The organism is Streptomyces sp. NBC_01235, assembly GCF_035989285.1.
Lineage (GTDB): Bacteria > Actinomycetota > Actinomycetes > Streptomycetales > Streptomycetaceae > Streptomyces.
On record NZ_CP108513.1, the window covers coordinates 3,693,668 to 3,709,709 of the forward strand.

General features: G+C 69.1%; 14 protein-coding genes. 2 read left to right on the forward strand and 12 right to left on the reverse strand.

What is annotated here, in order from left to right; all coding sequences use genetic code 11:
• Positions 1-10: 10 nt before the first annotated feature.
• From OG289_RS16190 to OG289_RS16200, 3 genes are all read right to left on the reverse strand, one after another.
• Positions 11-1,180 carry an amidase domain-containing protein gene (locus OG289_RS16190; protein WP_327314724.1) on the reverse strand — a complete coding sequence of 390 codons (1,170 nt, stop codon included), beginning with the start codon at positions 1,178-1,180 and terminating at the stop codon, positions 11-13.
• A 125-nt stretch (positions 1,181-1,305) separates the two neighbouring features.
• The gene (locus tag OG289_RS16195; RefSeq protein ID WP_327314725.1) at positions 1,306-2,586 is read right to left on the reverse strand and encodes a hypothetical protein; all 1,281 of its coding nucleotides are present in this window, start codon (positions 2,584-2,586) and stop codon (positions 1,306-1,308) included.
• Positions 2,587-2,635: 49 nt separating this feature from the next.
• Complete coding sequence (locus OG289_RS16200; protein WP_327320697.1) at positions 2,636-4,840, reverse strand: transglycosylase domain-containing protein; 2,205 nt, start codon at positions 4,838-4,840, stop codon at positions 2,636-2,638.
• 284 nt (positions 4,841-5,124) lie between these two features.
• On the opposite strand from OG289_RS16200, the gene OG289_RS16205 reads away from it, so the two are divergent.
• Positions 5,125-5,349, forward strand: a complete 225-nt coding sequence (locus OG289_RS16205) for an FmdB family zinc ribbon protein (protein WP_327314726.1) — start codon at positions 5,125-5,127, stop codon at positions 5,347-5,349.
• A gap of 59 nt (positions 5,350-5,408) precedes the next feature.
• Here the strand turns inward: OG289_RS16205 and OG289_RS16210 are convergent, their stop codons facing one another.
• From OG289_RS16210 to OG289_RS16220, 3 genes are read right to left on the reverse strand one after another with little or no spacing between them, the layout of a single operon-like run.
• Entirely contained in the window at positions 5,409-6,209 is an 801-nt protein-coding gene (locus OG289_RS16210; protein ID WP_327314727.1) for an HAD family hydrolase, read from the reverse strand.
• Positions 6,209-8,932: a phosphoribosyltransferase gene (locus tag OG289_RS16215; RefSeq protein ID WP_327314728.1), complete on the reverse strand. Its 2,724-nt coding sequence runs from the start codon at positions 8,930-8,932 to the stop codon at positions 6,209-6,211. The genes OG289_RS16210 and OG289_RS16215 overlap by 1 nt, the downstream gene beginning before the upstream one ends.
• A 26-nt stretch (positions 8,933-8,958) precedes the next feature.
• The gene (locus OG289_RS16220; protein WP_327314729.1) at positions 8,959-10,125 is read right to left on the reverse strand and encodes an HpcH/HpaI aldolase/citrate lyase family protein; all 1,167 of its coding nucleotides are present in this window, start codon (positions 10,123-10,125) and stop codon (positions 8,959-8,961) included.
• A 186-nt stretch (positions 10,126-10,311) separates the two neighbouring features.
• Here OG289_RS16220 and OG289_RS16225 point away from each other — a divergent pair, with 186 nt between their 5' ends.
• Positions 10,312-11,049 carry a TerD family protein gene (locus tag OG289_RS16225; RefSeq protein WP_327314730.1) on the forward strand — a complete coding sequence of 246 codons (738 nt, stop codon included), beginning with the start codon at positions 10,312-10,314 and terminating at the stop codon, positions 11,047-11,049.
• Positions 11,050-11,064: 15 nt separating this feature from the next.
• Here OG289_RS16225 and OG289_RS16230 read toward each other — a convergent pair whose 3' ends face one another.
• The 6 genes from OG289_RS16230 to OG289_RS16255 all read right to left on the reverse strand — a co-directional run bounded on the left by OG289_RS16230 (position 11,065) and on the right by OG289_RS16255 (position 15,876).
• A complete protein-coding gene (locus OG289_RS16230; protein WP_327320698.1) occupies positions 11,065-11,802 on the reverse strand; it encodes a TerD family protein in 738 nt (245 codons plus the stop codon).
• Between the two features lie 108 nt (positions 11,803-11,910).
• Positions 11,911-13,059 carry a DUF475 domain-containing protein gene (locus tag OG289_RS16235; RefSeq protein WP_327314731.1) on the reverse strand — a complete coding sequence of 383 codons (1,149 nt, stop codon included), beginning with the start codon at positions 13,057-13,059 and terminating at the stop codon, positions 11,911-11,913.
• 156 nt (positions 13,060-13,215) lie between these two features.
• Entirely contained in the window at positions 13,216-13,791 is a 576-nt protein-coding gene (locus OG289_RS16240; RefSeq protein ID WP_327314732.1) for a TerD family protein, read from the reverse strand.
• Positions 13,792-13,887: 96 nt separating this feature from the next.
• On the reverse strand, positions 13,888-14,463 hold the full coding sequence (locus OG289_RS16245; RefSeq protein ID WP_327314733.1) for a TerD family protein: 576 nt from the start codon (positions 14,461-14,463) through the stop codon (positions 13,888-13,890).
• Positions 14,464-14,624: 161 nt separating this feature from the next.
• Positions 14,625-15,083 carry a peroxiredoxin gene (locus OG289_RS16250; protein WP_327314734.1) on the reverse strand — a complete coding sequence of 153 codons (459 nt, stop codon included), beginning with the start codon at positions 15,081-15,083 and terminating at the stop codon, positions 14,625-14,627.
• A gap of 355 nt (positions 15,084-15,438) precedes the next feature.
• Entirely contained in the window at positions 15,439-15,876 is a 438-nt protein-coding gene (locus OG289_RS16255) for a DUF3052 domain-containing protein (protein WP_057583034.1), read from the reverse strand.
• Between the last annotated feature and the right edge of the window lie 166 nt (positions 15,877-16,042).

Genomic DNA, 16,042 nt, shown 5'->3' on the forward strand with positions numbered 1-16,042 from the left:
GTCGGCCGGATCAGGTGCGGTAGGCGTAGTAGTACGCGTTCGGGTACGACGCGACGAGGCTCGCCACCGACCTGCGCAGGGTGTTGTTCGAGTGGTACGTCACGTACGGCACGCCGCCGCTCTTGTACGTGACGATCATCGTGTGGTCCTTGGACCCGTCCCGGTCGAAGTCCATCTGGAGGACGTCGCCGACCTCGAGCTGGTAGACGTTGGCCAGCGGGGTGGTCCGCTTGGAGTTCTGGGCGAACCAGGACCACTCGTTGACGCCGACGAACGAGTCCGACTGGATGTCGGCGTTGCCGAACCACTTGGTGTAGTCGTACACGTAGCCGGGAACGTGCTTCCAGCCGCCCGCCTTCAGGGACTGGCTGACGAAGTTGGTGCAGTCGCCGCCGGCGGTGTGGTTGTTGTAGTCCGGGTAGTCCTTGTTGTAGACGTTCCAGTACTTCTCGGCGTAGGTCGCCATCGCCGTGTAGTCGTAGGCGGTGCCGGTCTTCGCGACGGCGGCCGGGTTGCGGGTGGTCGCCGCGCGCGGGGCGTTCGGCATGGTGTCGTCGGCGGTGGTCGCCTTGACGGACGTCGGCTTGGAGAGCGTGTTGACCGCGAGACCGCCCTGCTCGGTGTCACGGATGCCCGTCAGCTGCCAGTTGCCCTGCCGGTCGGCCTTGAACGTCAGCTCGTGCTTGGCCTGGAACCCGGTGGTCTTCGGCGCGTCACCGCGGGCCTGCGCGTAGGTCAGGGTCGTGGTCTCGGTGACGTCGGCCTTGGCCGTACGGCCCGTCACGCGCGTGGCGTTCAGGGTGACGGTGGTGGCGGCCTTGCTGTACTTCTCGCCGGCCTTGGCGAGCTTGTCCTTGCGCTGCCCCAGCGAGGACAGGGTGGCGTCCTCGGTGCGGGCCGTGCCGGAGGACAGCTTGACGTCACCGGAGAAGCCGTTGGTCAGCGGCTTCTCGCGGTCGCCCTGCACGCCGGTGACCAGCGCGTCCGTACGGTCGGTGAAGACCGCGTCCGCCAGCCGCTGGAAGGTGGCCTTGGTCTTCGCGTCGACCGTGGGGTCGTCGACGACCGCGGCACCGGCGGACCAGTTGGGCAGCAGCGCGACTCCGGCGACGACCGAGGTCGCGGCTGCCCCGAGTATCGTGACGCGGCGGCGGGTCCCGCTCAATTTCCTTGACTTCACTGATGTTTCCCCTCTTGCCCCGGCGTGGAGGGATGCCGGGCAGGGGCATCTTTGCATGACATGTGCAGCTCGTGTGAAGAGGGTTGCGGTTGAGGTTTGGTTACGCCGCGCCCGGGACCCGAACGTCACTTCACGACGGTCGACCAGTCCGGATTCTGCGCCGGGTCCAGGGTGCGCATCCGCTCCAGCGTCGCGGGCGACTGCACGTCCATCCAGTCGGCCAACTCCTTGAAGGACACGCACTTGACGTCCTTCTTGGTGCACACGTTCTCGATGACCTGGTCGACGGCCTTCATGTAGATGCCGCCGTTCCACTCCTCGAAGTGGTTGCCGATGAACAGCGGTGCGCGGCTGCCGTAGTACACGCGGTTGAAGCCGGCCATGTAGGAGTCGAGGGTCTCCTGCTCCCACACCGGGTACTTGGCGGGGTCGCCCTCGGGCTGGCCGTCGGACTGGTTGGCCAGGAAGTTGAAGTCCATGGACAGGGACTGGACGTCGCCGTTCGGGAGCGCCTGGAGCGGGAAGTCCCAGAGGCCGTTCTTCTTCGTCGGCCAGATCTGGAAGCCCCCCGGGTTGGACGCGTCGTAGCGCCAGCCGTAGCTCTTGGCGGCCTTCAGGAGGTTCGTCTGGCCCTCCAGGCAGGGCGCCCGGCCGCCGGTGACCTCCTTCTTGAAGTCGAAGGGCAGCGGGGGGATGTCCTTGTAGCCGGTGTTGGTCTTCCAGTTCTCCACGAACTCGTAGAACTGGTCGATCTCGCTCTTCCACTCGTCGACGCTCCAGAAGCTGCCGCCCTTCGCCCCGCAGAAGTGGCCGTTGAAGTGGGTGCCGATCTCGTTCCCCTCCTTCCACGCCTCGCCGAGCTGCTCCAGCGTGGTGCGGATGTGTTCGTCGGTGGGGTAGCTGATCGCGGCCGTGCCCTTGGAATGCTGCGGCGGGGAGTACAGGTCCTTCTTGCTCTTGGGCAGCAGGTAGATGCCCGTGAGGAAGAAGGTCATGTTGGCGTTGTACTCCTCGCCCAGCTTCCGGTAGTGCTCGAAGAGGCCGTCGTCCCCCATGAGCGCGCCGTCCCACGAGAAGACGACGAACTGCGGCGGTTTCTCACCGGGCTTGAGCGGGACCGGCTTCAACCGGCCCGTCTGCGGCCCGGTGTACGAGGTGGAGCCGTCCCCCAGGACGTGGGTCTTGCCGTCCCACTCCGGCTCCTTGGTGGCCTCCGCCGACGCCTTCTTGCTGTTCCCCGCGGAAGCGGTCGGCTGGGTGTTGTCCGTGCGGTTGAGCACCACGTAGCCGGCCACCAGGGACGCGACGACGAGGAGCGCCGCCAGCGTCAGGAACCCCGGGTGCGTGGCGGCGGGGCGGCGTGTTGTTGCCGGGGCCTTGCGGCGGCGGCCCGACGGTGACTTCATGTGCGGATCATTTCTCCGGTTTCGGGGACGCGGGTGCCCGGTTCGGTGGTCAGCCGAGCGGGCTCATGGCACCTGACCAGATGCCGTACGGGACGCTGTCGTCGGTCGTGCCGGCGATGCCCTTCAGTGGAAGCGGTTCGAGGCTCTTGGAGAGGTCGATGCGGTAGACGACGACCGCCGTGGACACGGCCTTGGCCGTGCCGACGTACCAGGCGGCGGTGTCGTCCTGGGTGGTGCCCTTCTTTGCGGCCACCTGGCCGAGCGAGCCGGACCGGGTGGCCTCCGCCTGCGAGGAGGGCACGTCGTCCGGGTGGGCGGTGCTGAAGGAGTCCGCGAGCGCGGAGTTGACCTCCTCGGCCACGTCGGCGCCGAACGCGCGGCTCGCGTCCGGGGTGTCCAGGACGACCTTGGTGCCGTTCTTGGTGATCATGCGCACCGAGTACGGCTCGGTGTGCTTGCCGCCCGCGGCGAAGGTGGAGTAGCCGCTCGCCATGCGGATCGCGCTGGGCGTGGCGCTGCCCGTGGACAGGGCGGGCACCTGCGCCCCGAAGCTGGAGGACAGCAGCCCGGACTTCTCGGCGGTGGAGCGCACCACGTCCAGGCCGGTGTCCATGCCGAGCTGCATGAACGGCGTGTTCACCGACAGTGCCAGCGCCCGGTGCAGGGAGATCTGCCCGTAGGACCTCTCCCCGTCGTTCTCGGCGGCGAGCCTCTTGCCGTTGCGGTCCCAGTAGAAGCCCTCGGGCGTGGTCAGCAGCACCTTGTTGTCGCCGTCGTAGAGCGACTCGCCGGTGACGTCGGTGGTCTCCCCGTCGCGGGTCTTGTGGATGCCGTGCTCCAGGCCGGCCGCGTACACGAAGGGCTGGAAGGCCGAACCGGCGGGGACGGTCGTGGCGTTGGACTCGTTGTAGCCCTGCGTACGGTGGTCGGGACCGCCGTAGACGGCGAGTATCCGCCCGTCGGCGGCCACCGAGGAGGCGCCGTAGTGCGCGGCGGCCGCGTTCTTCGGGTCGTCCTTCAGGGCCTTCTTGCGGGCCGCGGTGACGGCGGCGGTGAGCTGGGTCTCGCGCTTCTTGTCGAAGGTCGTGTAGATCTGGTAGCCGCCCAGATCGAAGTCCTGGTCGGAGATGTTCCCGGCCTTCTTGGCGTACTGGGAGGCGAGTTCCACCAGGTAGTCGCTCTGCTCACCGGTGTCGTACAGCGGGTTGGACTTGAGCGGCTCGGGGAACTTCGTGAACTTGGCGCGCTCGGCCTTCGACAGCTTGCCGATCTCGACCATCCGGTCCAGGGTCCACGACCAGCGCTCGACGGCCCGGGCGCGGTTGGCCGAACTCAGGGTCGGGTCGTACAGGCCCGCGCCCCTGAGGAGGGAGGCGAGGAACGCGCCCTCGCTGGCGTTGAGTTCGCTGACGTCCTTGCCGTAGTAGGCCTGGGCGGCGCGCTGGATGCCGTAGGTGCCGCGGCCGAACCAGCTGGTGTTGAGGTAGCCCTCGAGGATGTCGTCCTTGCTCATCTGGTTGTCGAGCTTGAGGGCGATCATCGCCTCGGTGAACTTGCGGCTGACCGTCTGGTTCTGGTTCAGGTAGACGTTCTTGACGTACTGCTGGGTGATCGTCGAGCCGCCCTGGGTGTCGCCCTGGCCGATCGTGCGGAACAGGGCGCGGCTGATGCCCTTCACGGAGATGCCGGGGTCGCTGTAGAAGCTCGCGTTCTCCGCGGCGAGCACTGCCCAGCGGACGTCCTCGGGGATGTCCTTCAGCGGCATCGCCTGCCGCTGCACCCAGCCGGTGCGGGCCATCGGTGTCCCGTCGGCCCAGAAGTACACGTTGTCCTGCTGGGTGGCGTACGAGTTGATGTTGTCCGGTATGTCGGTTGCCGCGTAGGCGACGACCAGGAGCAGGCTGCTCAGGCCTATGGAGGCGAGGACGCCGCCGAGGCACTGCCGCCAGGAGGGTATCCAGCGCCGCCAGTCGGCACGGCCCGGGCGCGGGTACTGCGGGCGCAGCTTGCGGGCGTACGGCTTGACACGAGCCACGTACGGCGCGAGTGCCGCGACGAGCGGGGCCAGCCGGGGACCCAGAACAGCGGAAATTCGGGCAAAAACGGAAGGACGGGGGGCTTTCCGCCGGTTTTTCGAGGAACGCGCTTTCTCGTCGTCACCCTCCTCGGATATGTCCGGCACGGCCGGTATATCCGACACCCGCAGTTGCATGGTCTCGTCCACCTGGAAAGAGGCAGGGACCTTCAACTGCATGGTGGCATCCGGCTCCTGGGGCTCCTCCCCCTGCCCCGCCTGGGTCACGACGCGTCTCCCTCCGCACTCCGTATTGCTCGCAGGCAGACGTACAGACTTACGAGGGCCTGACATGGTTGCCGTTGACGCGGCCGCAAACCTTGAACCCTCCCGACCTCGGGGTTCGTGCGGCGCTCTCAAATTACCAGCGCCCTTCGCAAATTCTCCACATAAGAATTCGACAGAAGTGAACAGAGGTCAAACTGCTGACGCCGTGTCCGAGCATAAGGGCCTAGCCTGGGGGCATGCCTCGCTACGAGTACCGCTGCCGGACCTGCGGCGACACCTTCGAACTGAGCCGTCCGATGGCGCGGTCGGCCGACCCCGCCGACTGCCCCGCAGGTCATGACGACACAGTGAAGCTTCTCTCAACGGTGGCCGTGGGCGGCACCAAGTCCGCCCCCGCCCCCCGGGCGGGCGGCGGGGGCGGAGGCGGAGGCGGTTGTTGCGGCGGCGGCTGCTGCGGCTGACAGCCGGCGGCCGACCGCTACGGCTGACAGCCGCCGGCGGTCGGCCGCCACGGCGATTCTCAGGAGTTCTTCAGGAACTCCCGCAGGATGCGCTCGCCGGCCAGCACGCCCCGCTCGGGCAGGGCGGTGATCTCCGGGGCCGTCCAGGCCGTGTCGGCCAGCTCGCCGTGCCCGGGGCGCCAGCCCCGGTCGGCGGCCAGCAGCAGGTCGGCGTCGAGCAGCGAGTCGCCCGCGGCCAGCGTCAGTTCGGCGCCGGTGCGGCGGGCCACCTCGCGCACGGCCGCGCTCTTGGTGAGCGGCTTCGGCACGGCGTAGATCTTGCGGCCCTGGAGCGACACGGTCCAGCCGCGGTTCTCGGCCCAGGCCGCGAGCTCCTTCACCCACTCCTCGGGCAGCAGCTCGCGCTCCACGACGAGGTAGGCGAACAGGTCCTCGGCGATGCGCTGCTTGCGCAGCCAGAGCGGGTCCGCCGTCTTCGTCAGGTACTCCTGCACCTCCGCGAGCGGCGCGCACTCGTCGGCCAGCCGGGCGAGCACGCTCGCGTGCCAGTCGTGGTCGGTCGCCCCGTCGACGAGGACATGGCCGCCGTTCGCGCAGATCGCGTACTTCGGCGGCGGGCCGGGGAGGTTGATGCGCTGGTACTGCTTGCGCGTCCGGGTGGTCGTCGGCACGAACACCGCCGTGTCGCCGAGGTCGGTGAGCAGCTGCGCCGCCGTCTCGGTCATGAACGACAGCGGCCTCGCCTCGTGGACCTCCACGCACAGCAGGCGCGGCGCCCGGGCATCCGGCATGGTCAGCGCCAGGGCGGCCGCCGAGTAGATGAGCGTACGGTCGAGGTCGCTCGCCACCAGAACCGGCATCAGACCGCCACCGCCTTGCCGTCGGCGCCGGTCGCCCCGCGCGTGAACTGCGGGTGGATCAGCCCCACGCAGGTGTACGGCAGGTCGTCCACCTCCTCGACGGGCACCCCGCGCTGCCCCGCGAGCAGCCGTACGTGGTCCAGGTCGGCGCCCGCCCCGGCCTGCGCGAGGATCTTCCAGGGCACCCGGCGCAGCAGCACCCGGGTGGTCTCGCCGACGCCGGGCTTGACCAGGTTCACATCGTGGATGCCGTACTCCTCGCTGATCCGCTCGACGGCGGCCCAGCCCTCCCAGCTCGGGGTGCGGTCACTGGCGAGGAGCTCCTTCGCCGCGCCGTCGACGGCGTCCGCGACCTCCGGGAAGCGGGCGGCGACGGCGTCCAGGAAGACGACCGAGACGTCCGTGCCGGCGAGTTCGCGGTAGAACTTCGCGCCGTGGAAGTCGTCCGGCCCGACGAGGTCGGCGCGCAGGACGGTCCGGGAGATGAGCCCCGAGACGGTCGAGTTGAGGCAGGCGGACGGGATCAGGAAGTCCTCGCGGGTGCCGTACGTCCGCACGCACGAGCCCGGGTCGGCCAGCACCGCGATCTCCGCCTCGAAGCCGGCCGCACCGCCGCCCGCCTCGAACTCCTCGATGGCCGCGGCCAGTTCCCGGGTGATCGCGCCCTTGCCGGTCCAGCCGTCGACGAAGACGACGTCACGCGGGTCGTGATGGGCGGCCAGCCAGCGCAGCGCGTTGGCGTCGATCCCCCGGCCGCGCACGATCGACACGGCGTAGTGCGGCACGTCGAGGCCGTGCCGGAACCGCGCCCAGCGCCGCATCAGCACGCCCACCGGGGTGCCGGCCCGGGCGAGCGAGACGAGGACGGGCCGCGGCGACCGCTCCGCGAGCACGGTCTCCGTGACGACGCCCACGGCCTGCGCGATCCGCGCCGCCGAGGTCTCCAGAGCCGCGTGGAACAGCTCCTGGTACTGCTCACTGGGCTGGTACTCGACGGGCAGCGACTCGGCGTAGTGCGCGCCGCCGCTCTGGATGGCCTCCTCCCGCTCCTCGGTCGGCGCCTCCAGCGTCACGTCCGAGAGGTCCTGGAGCAGCCAGCCGACCTCCTCGGGCGCGTACGAGGAGAAGGCGGGGCCGCGGAGGGGCTCGGACAGCATGGCGGGCCTTTCGGGGACGGACGGCGGCTCGGGGACGTAGCTCGGGACGACCGCGAGCAGGACGTGCGGGGTGTGCGCGGCGAGCCGGGCGAGGAGCCCGCCGGGAGCGTGCAGGGAGGCGGTGTCGGCCACGGAGTCCACGACGGCGACGACGGCGTCGAAGCGGCCGCCCGCGACGTTGTAGGCGTAGCGCTCGCCGGGGCCGTCGGCCGGGTCGTCGTGCGCGGGGAAAACGATGCGGCTGCGTATCGCGTAGCCGGGGTCGTCGACCGCGAGGACGGGTGAGCGGGTGGTGGTCGAGTAGCGCACCTCGGCGGGAACGCTCCGCTCCAGCTGCTGGGCGAGGCGGAGGGGCGTGTACATCAGCTCCTCGAAGCCGAGCACGAGGACGCTGCGCGCCTCGGCGGGGAGCGTCTGAGCGAGGCGGGCTGCCATGGCGGGGAGGGCGGATTCGAGGCGGGTGCGGTGCGCGGGCGTGAACCCGTGCCGGCCGCCGTCCGGCAGCCCGCGGGGCCAGACCAGATCGACGCGGGTGATGTGGCCGAGGGGCCGCGTCTGCCGGGTGCGCTCGTCGTCCGGGTGTGGGTGCGCTGTGGCTGGTCGCGACCGCGCGGCGGCAGCCGCAGATTCACCACAGCCCCGCGCCCCCAGGGGGGTGGACCTCGCGTCGGCTGCGATGCCCTGGGCTGGAACCGCCGCCTGCTCGGACACGGCCCCTGCAACGCCCTTCTTCGGGGGCTCGGGGCTGTGTCGACCTGCGGCTCCGTCGCGGGGCGCGACCAGCCCCCACGAACCCGCAGAGGACGGATTACCGCCGGCGGCACCCTCGGACTCGTACCGCGCCACCAACTCCTGCCCCTTCTCCAGCACCCCCTCCGGGAGCCGTACGGTTCCCGAGGCCGCCGCCACCAGGTCGACGCGGGCGTCGATCTCGCGGGCGAAGTCCGCGAGGCGGCCCGCGTCGGCGGGCGAGCGCATGTCGACGAGGGCGACGACGACGTACCGCCGCCTCGGATACCGCTCGTGAAGATCCCGAATCGTGTTCAGGACGGTGTTGCCGGTCGAGAACTCGTCGTCGACCAGGACCAGCGGCCCGTCCCCGGCCAGCAGCGCCGGATCTTCCGGCAGCAGCAGGTGGGAGGTGGCGTGGGAGTGGGACTCCTCGAAGCCGCCCGCCGCCGTGACGCCCGCGACCGGGCGGCGCGTGGAGTGCAGGTAGGGGGCGGTGCCGAGGCCGTCGGCGACGGAGTGGCCGAGGCCGGTGGCGGTCTCCGCGTAGCCCAGGACGACCGCCTCGGCCGTCTCCTCGGCGCCGAGCAGGTCACGCACCCGGCGGCCCAGCGCGAACCCGTGGCCGTGCACGACGGACGGGGACTGCGGGACGTGCTTGCCCAGCACGTTGGACACCAGCAGATGCGCCCGCTTGGGGTTGCGGCGCAGGGCCAGCCCCAGCATGTCCGTCAGCGTGTCGTCGCCCACGAGCTCGACACCGAGCCGCTCGGCGACCCAGGTGCCGGACCAGATCCGGCTGTCCCCGCCGTCCCCGTTGTTCACTGCCTTGTTCATGCGTCCCTTGTGAGTCAGGTGGAGGTTCAGCCGGGTATGCCGGCGGCGAGCAGGTCGACGAAGCTGACGTCCTCGTGCGCGACGCCGAAGACCTCCGCGCGGAGCATCGTGCGCTCGGCCCAGGCGCGGTGCGGCTTCACCTCGTTCATCTTGTTCGTGTACTGCGACCGCAGCACACCCCCGCCGCCGCGTTCCGGCCGCAGGATGTCCGTCGCGTCGCCGTACTCCTCGTGACTGACGACGGACAGCGCGTGCACCGCCGGCACGTGCGAGGGGTGGATGCAGGTCTTGCCCAGCAGGCCGTTGGCGTGGTCGAGGGAGATCTCGCGCAGCAGCCCGTCCATCGCGTGCTCGATCAGTCTCTCGCGCAGCTCCACGGCCTGCCCCTCCAGGAAGGGGCTGTGCCGCAGCATCGGCTTGAACATGCGCTCGGGGACCCGGAAGTACTCCCACACCGGCCCGGTCACCGTGAACCCGGTGCCGTCGGCCCGGCCCAGCATGTTCACCACGTCGGCGATCACGGAGGCGACGATCTGGACGTCGTAGGCGGTCATGTCGGGCGCGCGGCGCAGGCCGTAGGACGAGCAGAAGTCGGTCACGCCGAGGCGCAGCGCGAGGACCCGGCTGCGGTACTTCTCGACGGCGCGGGCGATGCCCTCCAGGGCGTCCACCCGGGACTCGCGGTACATCAGCTCGGGCGTCTCCAGCACGGGCATGCCGAACAGCCGGCGTCCGCTCGCCACCTCGGCGCCCGCCAGCGCCTCCAGGAAGGGGATGCCCCGTTCCTCGGTGAACTTCGGGAACACGAACCCGCTCAGCAGTTCCGCGGTGGCCCCGAGACGACGCACCAGGTCGGGGATCTGCTCGGGCGTCCGCACCCGGATGAAGAGCAGCGGCGGCTCCACGTCGGTACGCGCCGCCAGGTCGGCGAACTGCCGGACGAGGTTCTCCTCGCCGGCCACGACGTCCTCGTCGCCGATGGAGTCCTCCAGACACAGCACCATCGACACCACGCCGCGCCCGGTCTGCTTGACGATGTCGTCCGCCAGGCGGGGCCGGGTGGCCGGGCTGTAGAGCGTGGCGCCCAGGGCGGCGGAGAGCAGTCTGGCCGGCGAGTCGCGGTCGAAGCCGCACGGCTCCCGGTGAAAGAGGCGCTGCCGCACCTCAGGGGCGAGGTGCCCGAAATGACGCATAAAACTCCCCCGTGATGCAAGGTGACTCTGTGGATTCGGCAAGAGGTGGCCGGTAATAGTACGTAGGGATCCATGTCGGGGGTTCCCGCAGGGCATGAACTTCAGGTAACTCGCCCGTGAGACCTGTCCGGACTCGCCATGCACCCCGCGTTGTCGTGAGCAGGACCGAGAAGGCAGGATGACCGCATGACGCACGCGATGCTGAAGGGGTCGAACGTCCCGCTGAATACCACCACGGTACGCGCCGTGCTGCGCTGGACCTCCGGGCAGGGGGTCCCGGACGTCGACGCCTCGGCGCTGCTCCTCGGCCTCGACGGTCGTGTGCGCTCCGACGAGGACTTCGTTTTCTACAACCAGCCCCGGCATCCTTCCGGAAAGGTGTGGCGGCTCGGCAAGAAGCGGGTCGCCGAAGGCCTTACCGACACCATCCAGACAGATCTCTCCGGCGTCGAGTCCGGCGTCGGTCAGATTCTGCTGGTCGCTTCGGCGGACGGGGTCACGTTCGACCGCGTACGTTCCCTCAGCATTCTGCTGTACGACGCGACGAGCGAGGGCGAGCCGCTGGCCACGTTCGACATCCGCCCCGAGACGGGCGAGGAGACGGCCCTGATCTGCGGCGAGCTGTACCGGCGCGGCGACGGCTGGAAGTTCCGCGCCCTGGGCGAGGGTTACTCCAACGGCCTCAAGGGCCTGGCCACCGACTTCGGCATCTCGGTGGACGAGTCGGAGGAGGCGTCCGACCCGGCCCCCGCCCAGTCGACCCCGAGCCTCTCCCAGCCCCTGCCCCCCGAACAGCCGACCTCGGCGGTCCCCCAGCAGCAACCGGCCTACGGCTACCCGGCCAACCTCCCGACCTACGGCTACGGCTACCCGGACGGCTCCTTCCGGCTACCGCCGCAGGGGCCCCAATTCATCGGGCGGTGAGGTCACCAGGGGCGGCTACTTCTCCACCTTCGTCTTATAACCCCGCCCCCACTGCAACCCCCACCCGTACAACCGGTCCAGCTCCGCCTGGAACCCGTACACGAACCGCACCTCGCGCCGCACGATCAGCTCCCCCTTCACGTTCTCGATCATCACCACCGCACAGGACCGGGCCTGCGGATGCCGTTCGTCGAGGCCTATCTCGATCCGCGGGCCGTTGCTCGGGTACAGCGTGACGATCGCGTGGGTCCGGTCGAACGCCGGCGTCTGGTCGTAGATGTAGACGAAGACCAGCAGCCGCTTGATCTCGTCCCGGTGGTCGAGGTTGACGTACATCGTCTCGCCGGACGCCGACCCGAACCGGTCGTCGCCGCTCAGCTTCACGTACGGCGCCGCGTTCACGTCCCCCAGCAGCCCGCCCAGGGGTTGCACGACGCCCTTCGTCCCGTCGGCCAGCTCGTACAGGCAGCCGAGGTCGAGGTCGACGTTCACCATGCTCTGGCTGTGTCCTATGACCTCCGGGGGACGCAGCGCCTTGAAGGGGTGCCGCAGCAGGCTCTCCCGCTGCGGCCCGCCGATGTCGGACGTCCGCATCCGCCAGGTCAGGTTGACGCGCAGGTTCCCGGTGGCCGCGCCCTGCTTGGTGAGGGAGACCTGATGATGCCGTTTGGTCAGCTCGATCGCGTTGCTGGCCGCGCTGCCCGAGTCGAACTCGGCCGTACGGCTGCCCAGAAGCCCGTCGAAGAAGCCCATTCCCGCCCCCACCTCCACACCGTTCGCCACGAAGACCGGCGGGGCGGCCGTGGAGGACAGTTTCCTCACCGGCCGCCCCGCACAGAGCGTTCCTCACTGGGAAGGTGATCACACCCCGGACGAGACCTCAGTCTTCTCGTCCGAGCCCTCGGCTTTTCCCTCGGCGGCCGCGAGTGCCTTGTTGCGGCGCACGGAGGACCAGAAGGACCAGGCGATCAGGACGACGCCGACGAGACCGGTGATGACCTCGTTGATCTGGTACTGGATGGTGACCATGAGGATCACGGCCAGCGCGCCGATCGCGTAGTGGGCGCCGTGCTCCAGGTAGACGTAGTCGTCGAGGGTGCCCTGGCGGACCAGGTACACGGTCAGCGAACGGACGTACATGGCGCCGATGCCGAGACCCAGCGCCATGAGCACGATGTCGTTGGTGATGGCGAACGCGCCGATCACGCCGTCGAAGGAGAAGGACGCGTCGAGGACCTCGAGGTAGAGGAACATGAAGAACGCGGCCTGGCCGGCCAGCACGACCGGCGAGCGCTGCTTGCCGCTGCGCACCGCCTCTTCCTCCTCCTCGTGCTCCCGTTCCTCCTCTTCCTCGAGCCTGTCCTCGAAGTAGCCGGAGAGACCGCCGACGACCATGTACGTGATCAGGCCTGCGATGCCGGAGATCAGCACCGTCTGCGCCTTGTCGACGTGCGCGCCGCCGTGCTGGTGGGCGTGGGTGGCGAAGGTGAAGGAGGTGATCAGCAGGACGGTCAGGGCGATGCAGACCGACAGCATGTCGACCTTGCCGAGCTTGGCCAGCGGGCGCTCGATCCAGCGCAGCCACTGGATGTCACGGTCCTCGAAGATGAAGTCGAGGAAGATCATCAGCAGGAACATGCCACCGAAGGCGGCGATCGCCGGGTGGGCGTCGGTGACCAGTTGCTGGTACTGGTCCTTGTCGTTCAGCGCGAGATCGACGGCGTCGATCGGACCGATCTTGGCGCTGATCGCCACGATGACGACGGGGAAGACCAGCCGCATACCGAAGACGGCGATGAGGACACCGACGGTGAGGAAGATCTTCTGCCAGAAGGCATTCATCTTCTTCAGGATTCCGGCGTTGACCACCGCGTTGTCGAACGACAGCGAGATCTCGAGGACGGAGAGGATCGCCACGATGCCGAGGGCGGTCCATCCGTCGTAGAGCACTGCGGCGACCAGGCCGAGCGCGGTGACCGCGAACGACCAGCCGAAAGTTTTCAGAAGCACTGGCTACCCAATCCTGTATGTACGGGTCTCCCCCGCGCCGTACTCGGCTTTACAAAAAGTTGACCTAGCGGAGCAAGTCTAGAGGCGACTGCCCCGGTGGGTACCGGCACCCCCATACCAGCCGGTAGCAGCGCTCGCGGGGAGGTCCTGGGCCGACTAGGAGACGTTGACGCCGAAGTCCAGGGCGATGCCTCGCAGCCCCGACGCGTACCCCTGACCCACGGCCCTGAACTTCCACTCGCCCCCGTACCGGTAGAGCTCGCCGAAGATCATCGCGGTCTCGGTCGACGCGTCCTCACTGAGGTCGTAGCGGGCGAGTTCCTGGCCGTCGGCCTGGTTGACGACGCGGATGAACGCGTTGGAGACCTGGCCGAAGGTCTGGCCGCGCTCGTCCGCCATGTGGATGGAGACCGGGAAGACGATCTTGTCGCACCGGTCCGGCACCTTGGAGAGGTCGACCAGGAGCGACTCGTCGTCGCCCTCGCCCTCGCCGGTGAGGTTGTCGCCGGTGTGCTCCACCGAGCCGTCCGGGCTCTTGAGCTGGTTGTAGAAGACGAACCACTCGTCCCCCATCACCCGCCCGCTGTCGCACAGCAGCGCGCTGGCGTCCAGGTCGAAGGGGGCTCCGGTGGTGGAGCGCGCGTCCCAGCCGAGTCCGACCATCACCTGAGTGAGGTTCGGCGCGGCCTTGGACAGGGAGACGTTGCCTCCCTTGGCGAGCGTGACGCCCATTGCTGTCCTCCCCTAGGTACTGCTTCTTCGGTTGTCCTGCACGTCCGGCGCCGCCCGTAAACGGTGCGGCGCCGGACGGTCAGACCTCTCGGTGACTCAGACGTTGACGCCGAAGTCCTGCGCGATGCCGCGCAGACCCGACGCGTAGCCCTGGCCGATGGCACGGAACTTCCACTCCGCGCCGTGCCGGTAGAGCTCGCCGAAGACCATCGCGGTCTCGGTCGACGCGTCCTCGCTCAGGTCGTAGCGGGCGATCTCGGCGCCGCCGGCCTGGTTCACGACGCGGATGAACGCGTTGCGGACCTGGCCGAAGGACTGCTGCCGGTTCTCGGCGTCGTAGATCGACACCGGGAAGACGATCTTCTCGACGTCGGCCGGGACGGTGGCGAGGTCGACCTTGATCGCCTCGTCGTCGCCCTCGCCCTCACCGGTGGTGTTGTCACCGGTGTGCTCGACCGAGCCGTCGGGGCTCTTGAGGTTGTTGAAGAAGACGAAGTTGGCGTCGCTGCCGACCTTGCCGGCGTTGTTCAGCAGCAGCGCGCTGGCGTCCAGGTCGAAGTCGGTGCCGGTCGTGGTGCGGACGTCCCACCCCAGACCGACGATGACCGCGGTCAGGCCCGGGGCCTCCTTGGTCAGCGATACGTTGCCGCCCTTGCTGAGGCTGACTCCCACGAGTCCTCCATTGGTGTCCTGGGGCGGGGAGCCCCGTGGTGCGTTGGATATCGGATCAACGATTCGATCCTAGTGACGGGTTCCCGCCCCACGCAGGCCTTGGAGCCGAAGAATCACAGGTGTCGGCACCGGACCGGCCCGGGGGGCGGGACCGGCCGGGATCAGAGGGTGTCGAGAGCCGTGACGTACTCGCCGAGGTCACGCGCGTCCGGCAGCGCGTTGACGACCGTCCAGCGCACGACGCCCTCCTTGTCGATGACGAAGGTGCCGCGCACCGCGCAGCCCTTGTCCTCGGCGAAGACGCCGTAGGCGCGGGAGACCTCGCCGTGCGGCCAGAAGTCGCTCAGCAGCGGGTACTCCAGGCCCTCCTGCTCGGCGAAGACACGCAGGGTGTGGATGGAATCGTTGGAGACGGCGAGCACCTGGGTGTCGCGGTCGGAGAACTTCGGCAGGTTGTCGCGCACCTCGCACAGCTCACCGGTGCAGACGCCGGTGAAGGCGAAGGGGTAGAAGAGCAGGACGACGTTCTTGCTGCCCCGGAAGTCGGAGAGCTTCACGGTCGCACCGTGGTTGTCCTTGAGCTCGAAGTCGGGGGCCTTGTCGCCGACCTGGATCGCCATCGCGTGGATGTCCCTTCGGATGGGGCTGTCTGGGTGAGAACACCCTACGCAGCGGGCCCCACGGGACGGCGAACGGGACGGACGGGACGGCGGATGCCGGACGGGCCGACCGGAGTCGGTCGGCCCGTCCGGCTGGTGCCGTGGCGGGCAACGTCTGCCCGTGAAGGAGCGGCGTCCGGTGCGTGCTCTCGCCGTGCCGGCCGAAGGCCCTCGTACTGGACGTACTCGGGTCCTCGGCCGGTGCGGCGAGTGGGGGCACCCCCACGCCCTTGAGGCCGTGGGGGAGCGTGCCGGGCGTCGCGACGGGGCGGACGTCGCCTGTCACGGCACCAGAGACCGGACTACCTCGACGAGGTCACTTCTTGGACTTGGCGGCCTTGGGCGTCACCAGCCGACTGCCGCTCCAGTCCTTGCCCACGCTGACGCTCTTGCTGGCCGACAGACCCGCAGTCGTCGCGGCTTCGGAGATGTCGCTGGGCTCCACGTATCCCGTACGGCCGGTCTTCGGCGTCAGGAGGAGGATCGACCCGCCTTCTTCGATGTACGTGGTGGCGTCCACCAGCGCATCCGTCAGGTCTCCGTCATCGTCGCGGAACCAGAGCACTACGGCGTCGGCGACGTCGTCGTAGTCCTCGTCCACCAGATCGCTGCCGATGACTTCCTCGATGGACTCGCGGAGCTCCTGGTCGACGTCGTCGTCGTAGCCGATCTCCTGGACCACCTGCTCGGGCTGGAACCCCAGCCTGACGGCAGGGCTCGTCCGCTCCTCCGCGTGGTCCGCGGTCGCGCTCACGGGTTGCCTCCTGATCATGATTCGGATGGGGGTGCCCCCTGGCCCGTCCAGGGCCTGGGGGAAACTCAGCCACGCGCGTGCGCGCAGCATTGGCCGTAGTCCACACGGGCGGGACGGATCGCGCAAGTACCCGGCGGTTCGGACCGCCGAAACGGTGACGATCCTG

What these genes read in the sequence shown, in the direction of transcription:
- OG289_RS16195 (WP_327314725.1), bottom strand. Translation starts at nt 2,586, where the DNA reads ATGAAGTCACCGTCGGGCCGCCGCCGCAAGGCCCCGGCAACAACACGC.
- OG289_RS16200 (WP_327320697.1), bottom strand. Translation starts at nt 4,840, where the DNA reads ATGCAGTTGAAGGTCCCTGCCTCTTTCCAGGTGGACGAGACCATGCAA.
- OG289_RS16205 (WP_327314726.1), top strand. Translation starts at nt 5,125, where the DNA reads ATGCCTCGCTACGAGTACCGCTGCCGGACCTGCGGCGACACCTTCGAA.
- OG289_RS16210 (WP_327314727.1), bottom strand. Translation starts at nt 6,209, where the DNA reads ATGCCGGTTCTGGTGGCGAGCGACCTCGACCGTACGCTCATCTACTCG.
- OG289_RS16215 (WP_327314728.1), bottom strand. Translation starts at nt 8,932, where the DNA reads ATGAACAAGGCAGTGAACAACGGGGACGGCGGGGACAGCCGGATCTGG.
- OG289_RS16220 (WP_327314729.1), bottom strand. Translation starts at nt 10,125, where the DNA reads ATGCGTCATTTCGGGCACCTCGCCCCTGAGGTGCGGCAGCGCCTCTTT.
- OG289_RS16225 (WP_327314730.1), top strand. Translation starts at nt 10,312, where the DNA reads ATGACGCACGCGATGCTGAAGGGGTCGAACGTCCCGCTGAATACCACC.
- OG289_RS16230 (WP_327320698.1), bottom strand. Translation starts at nt 11,802, where the DNA reads ATGGGCTTCTTCGACGGGCTTCTGGGCAGCCGTACGGCCGAGTTCGAC.
- OG289_RS16240 (WP_327314732.1), bottom strand. Translation starts at nt 13,791, where the DNA reads ATGGGCGTCACGCTCGCCAAGGGAGGCAACGTCTCCCTGTCCAAGGCC.
- OG289_RS16250 (WP_327314734.1), bottom strand. Translation starts at nt 15,083, where the DNA reads ATGGCGATCCAGGTCGGCGACAAGGCCCCCGACTTCGAGCTCAAGGAC.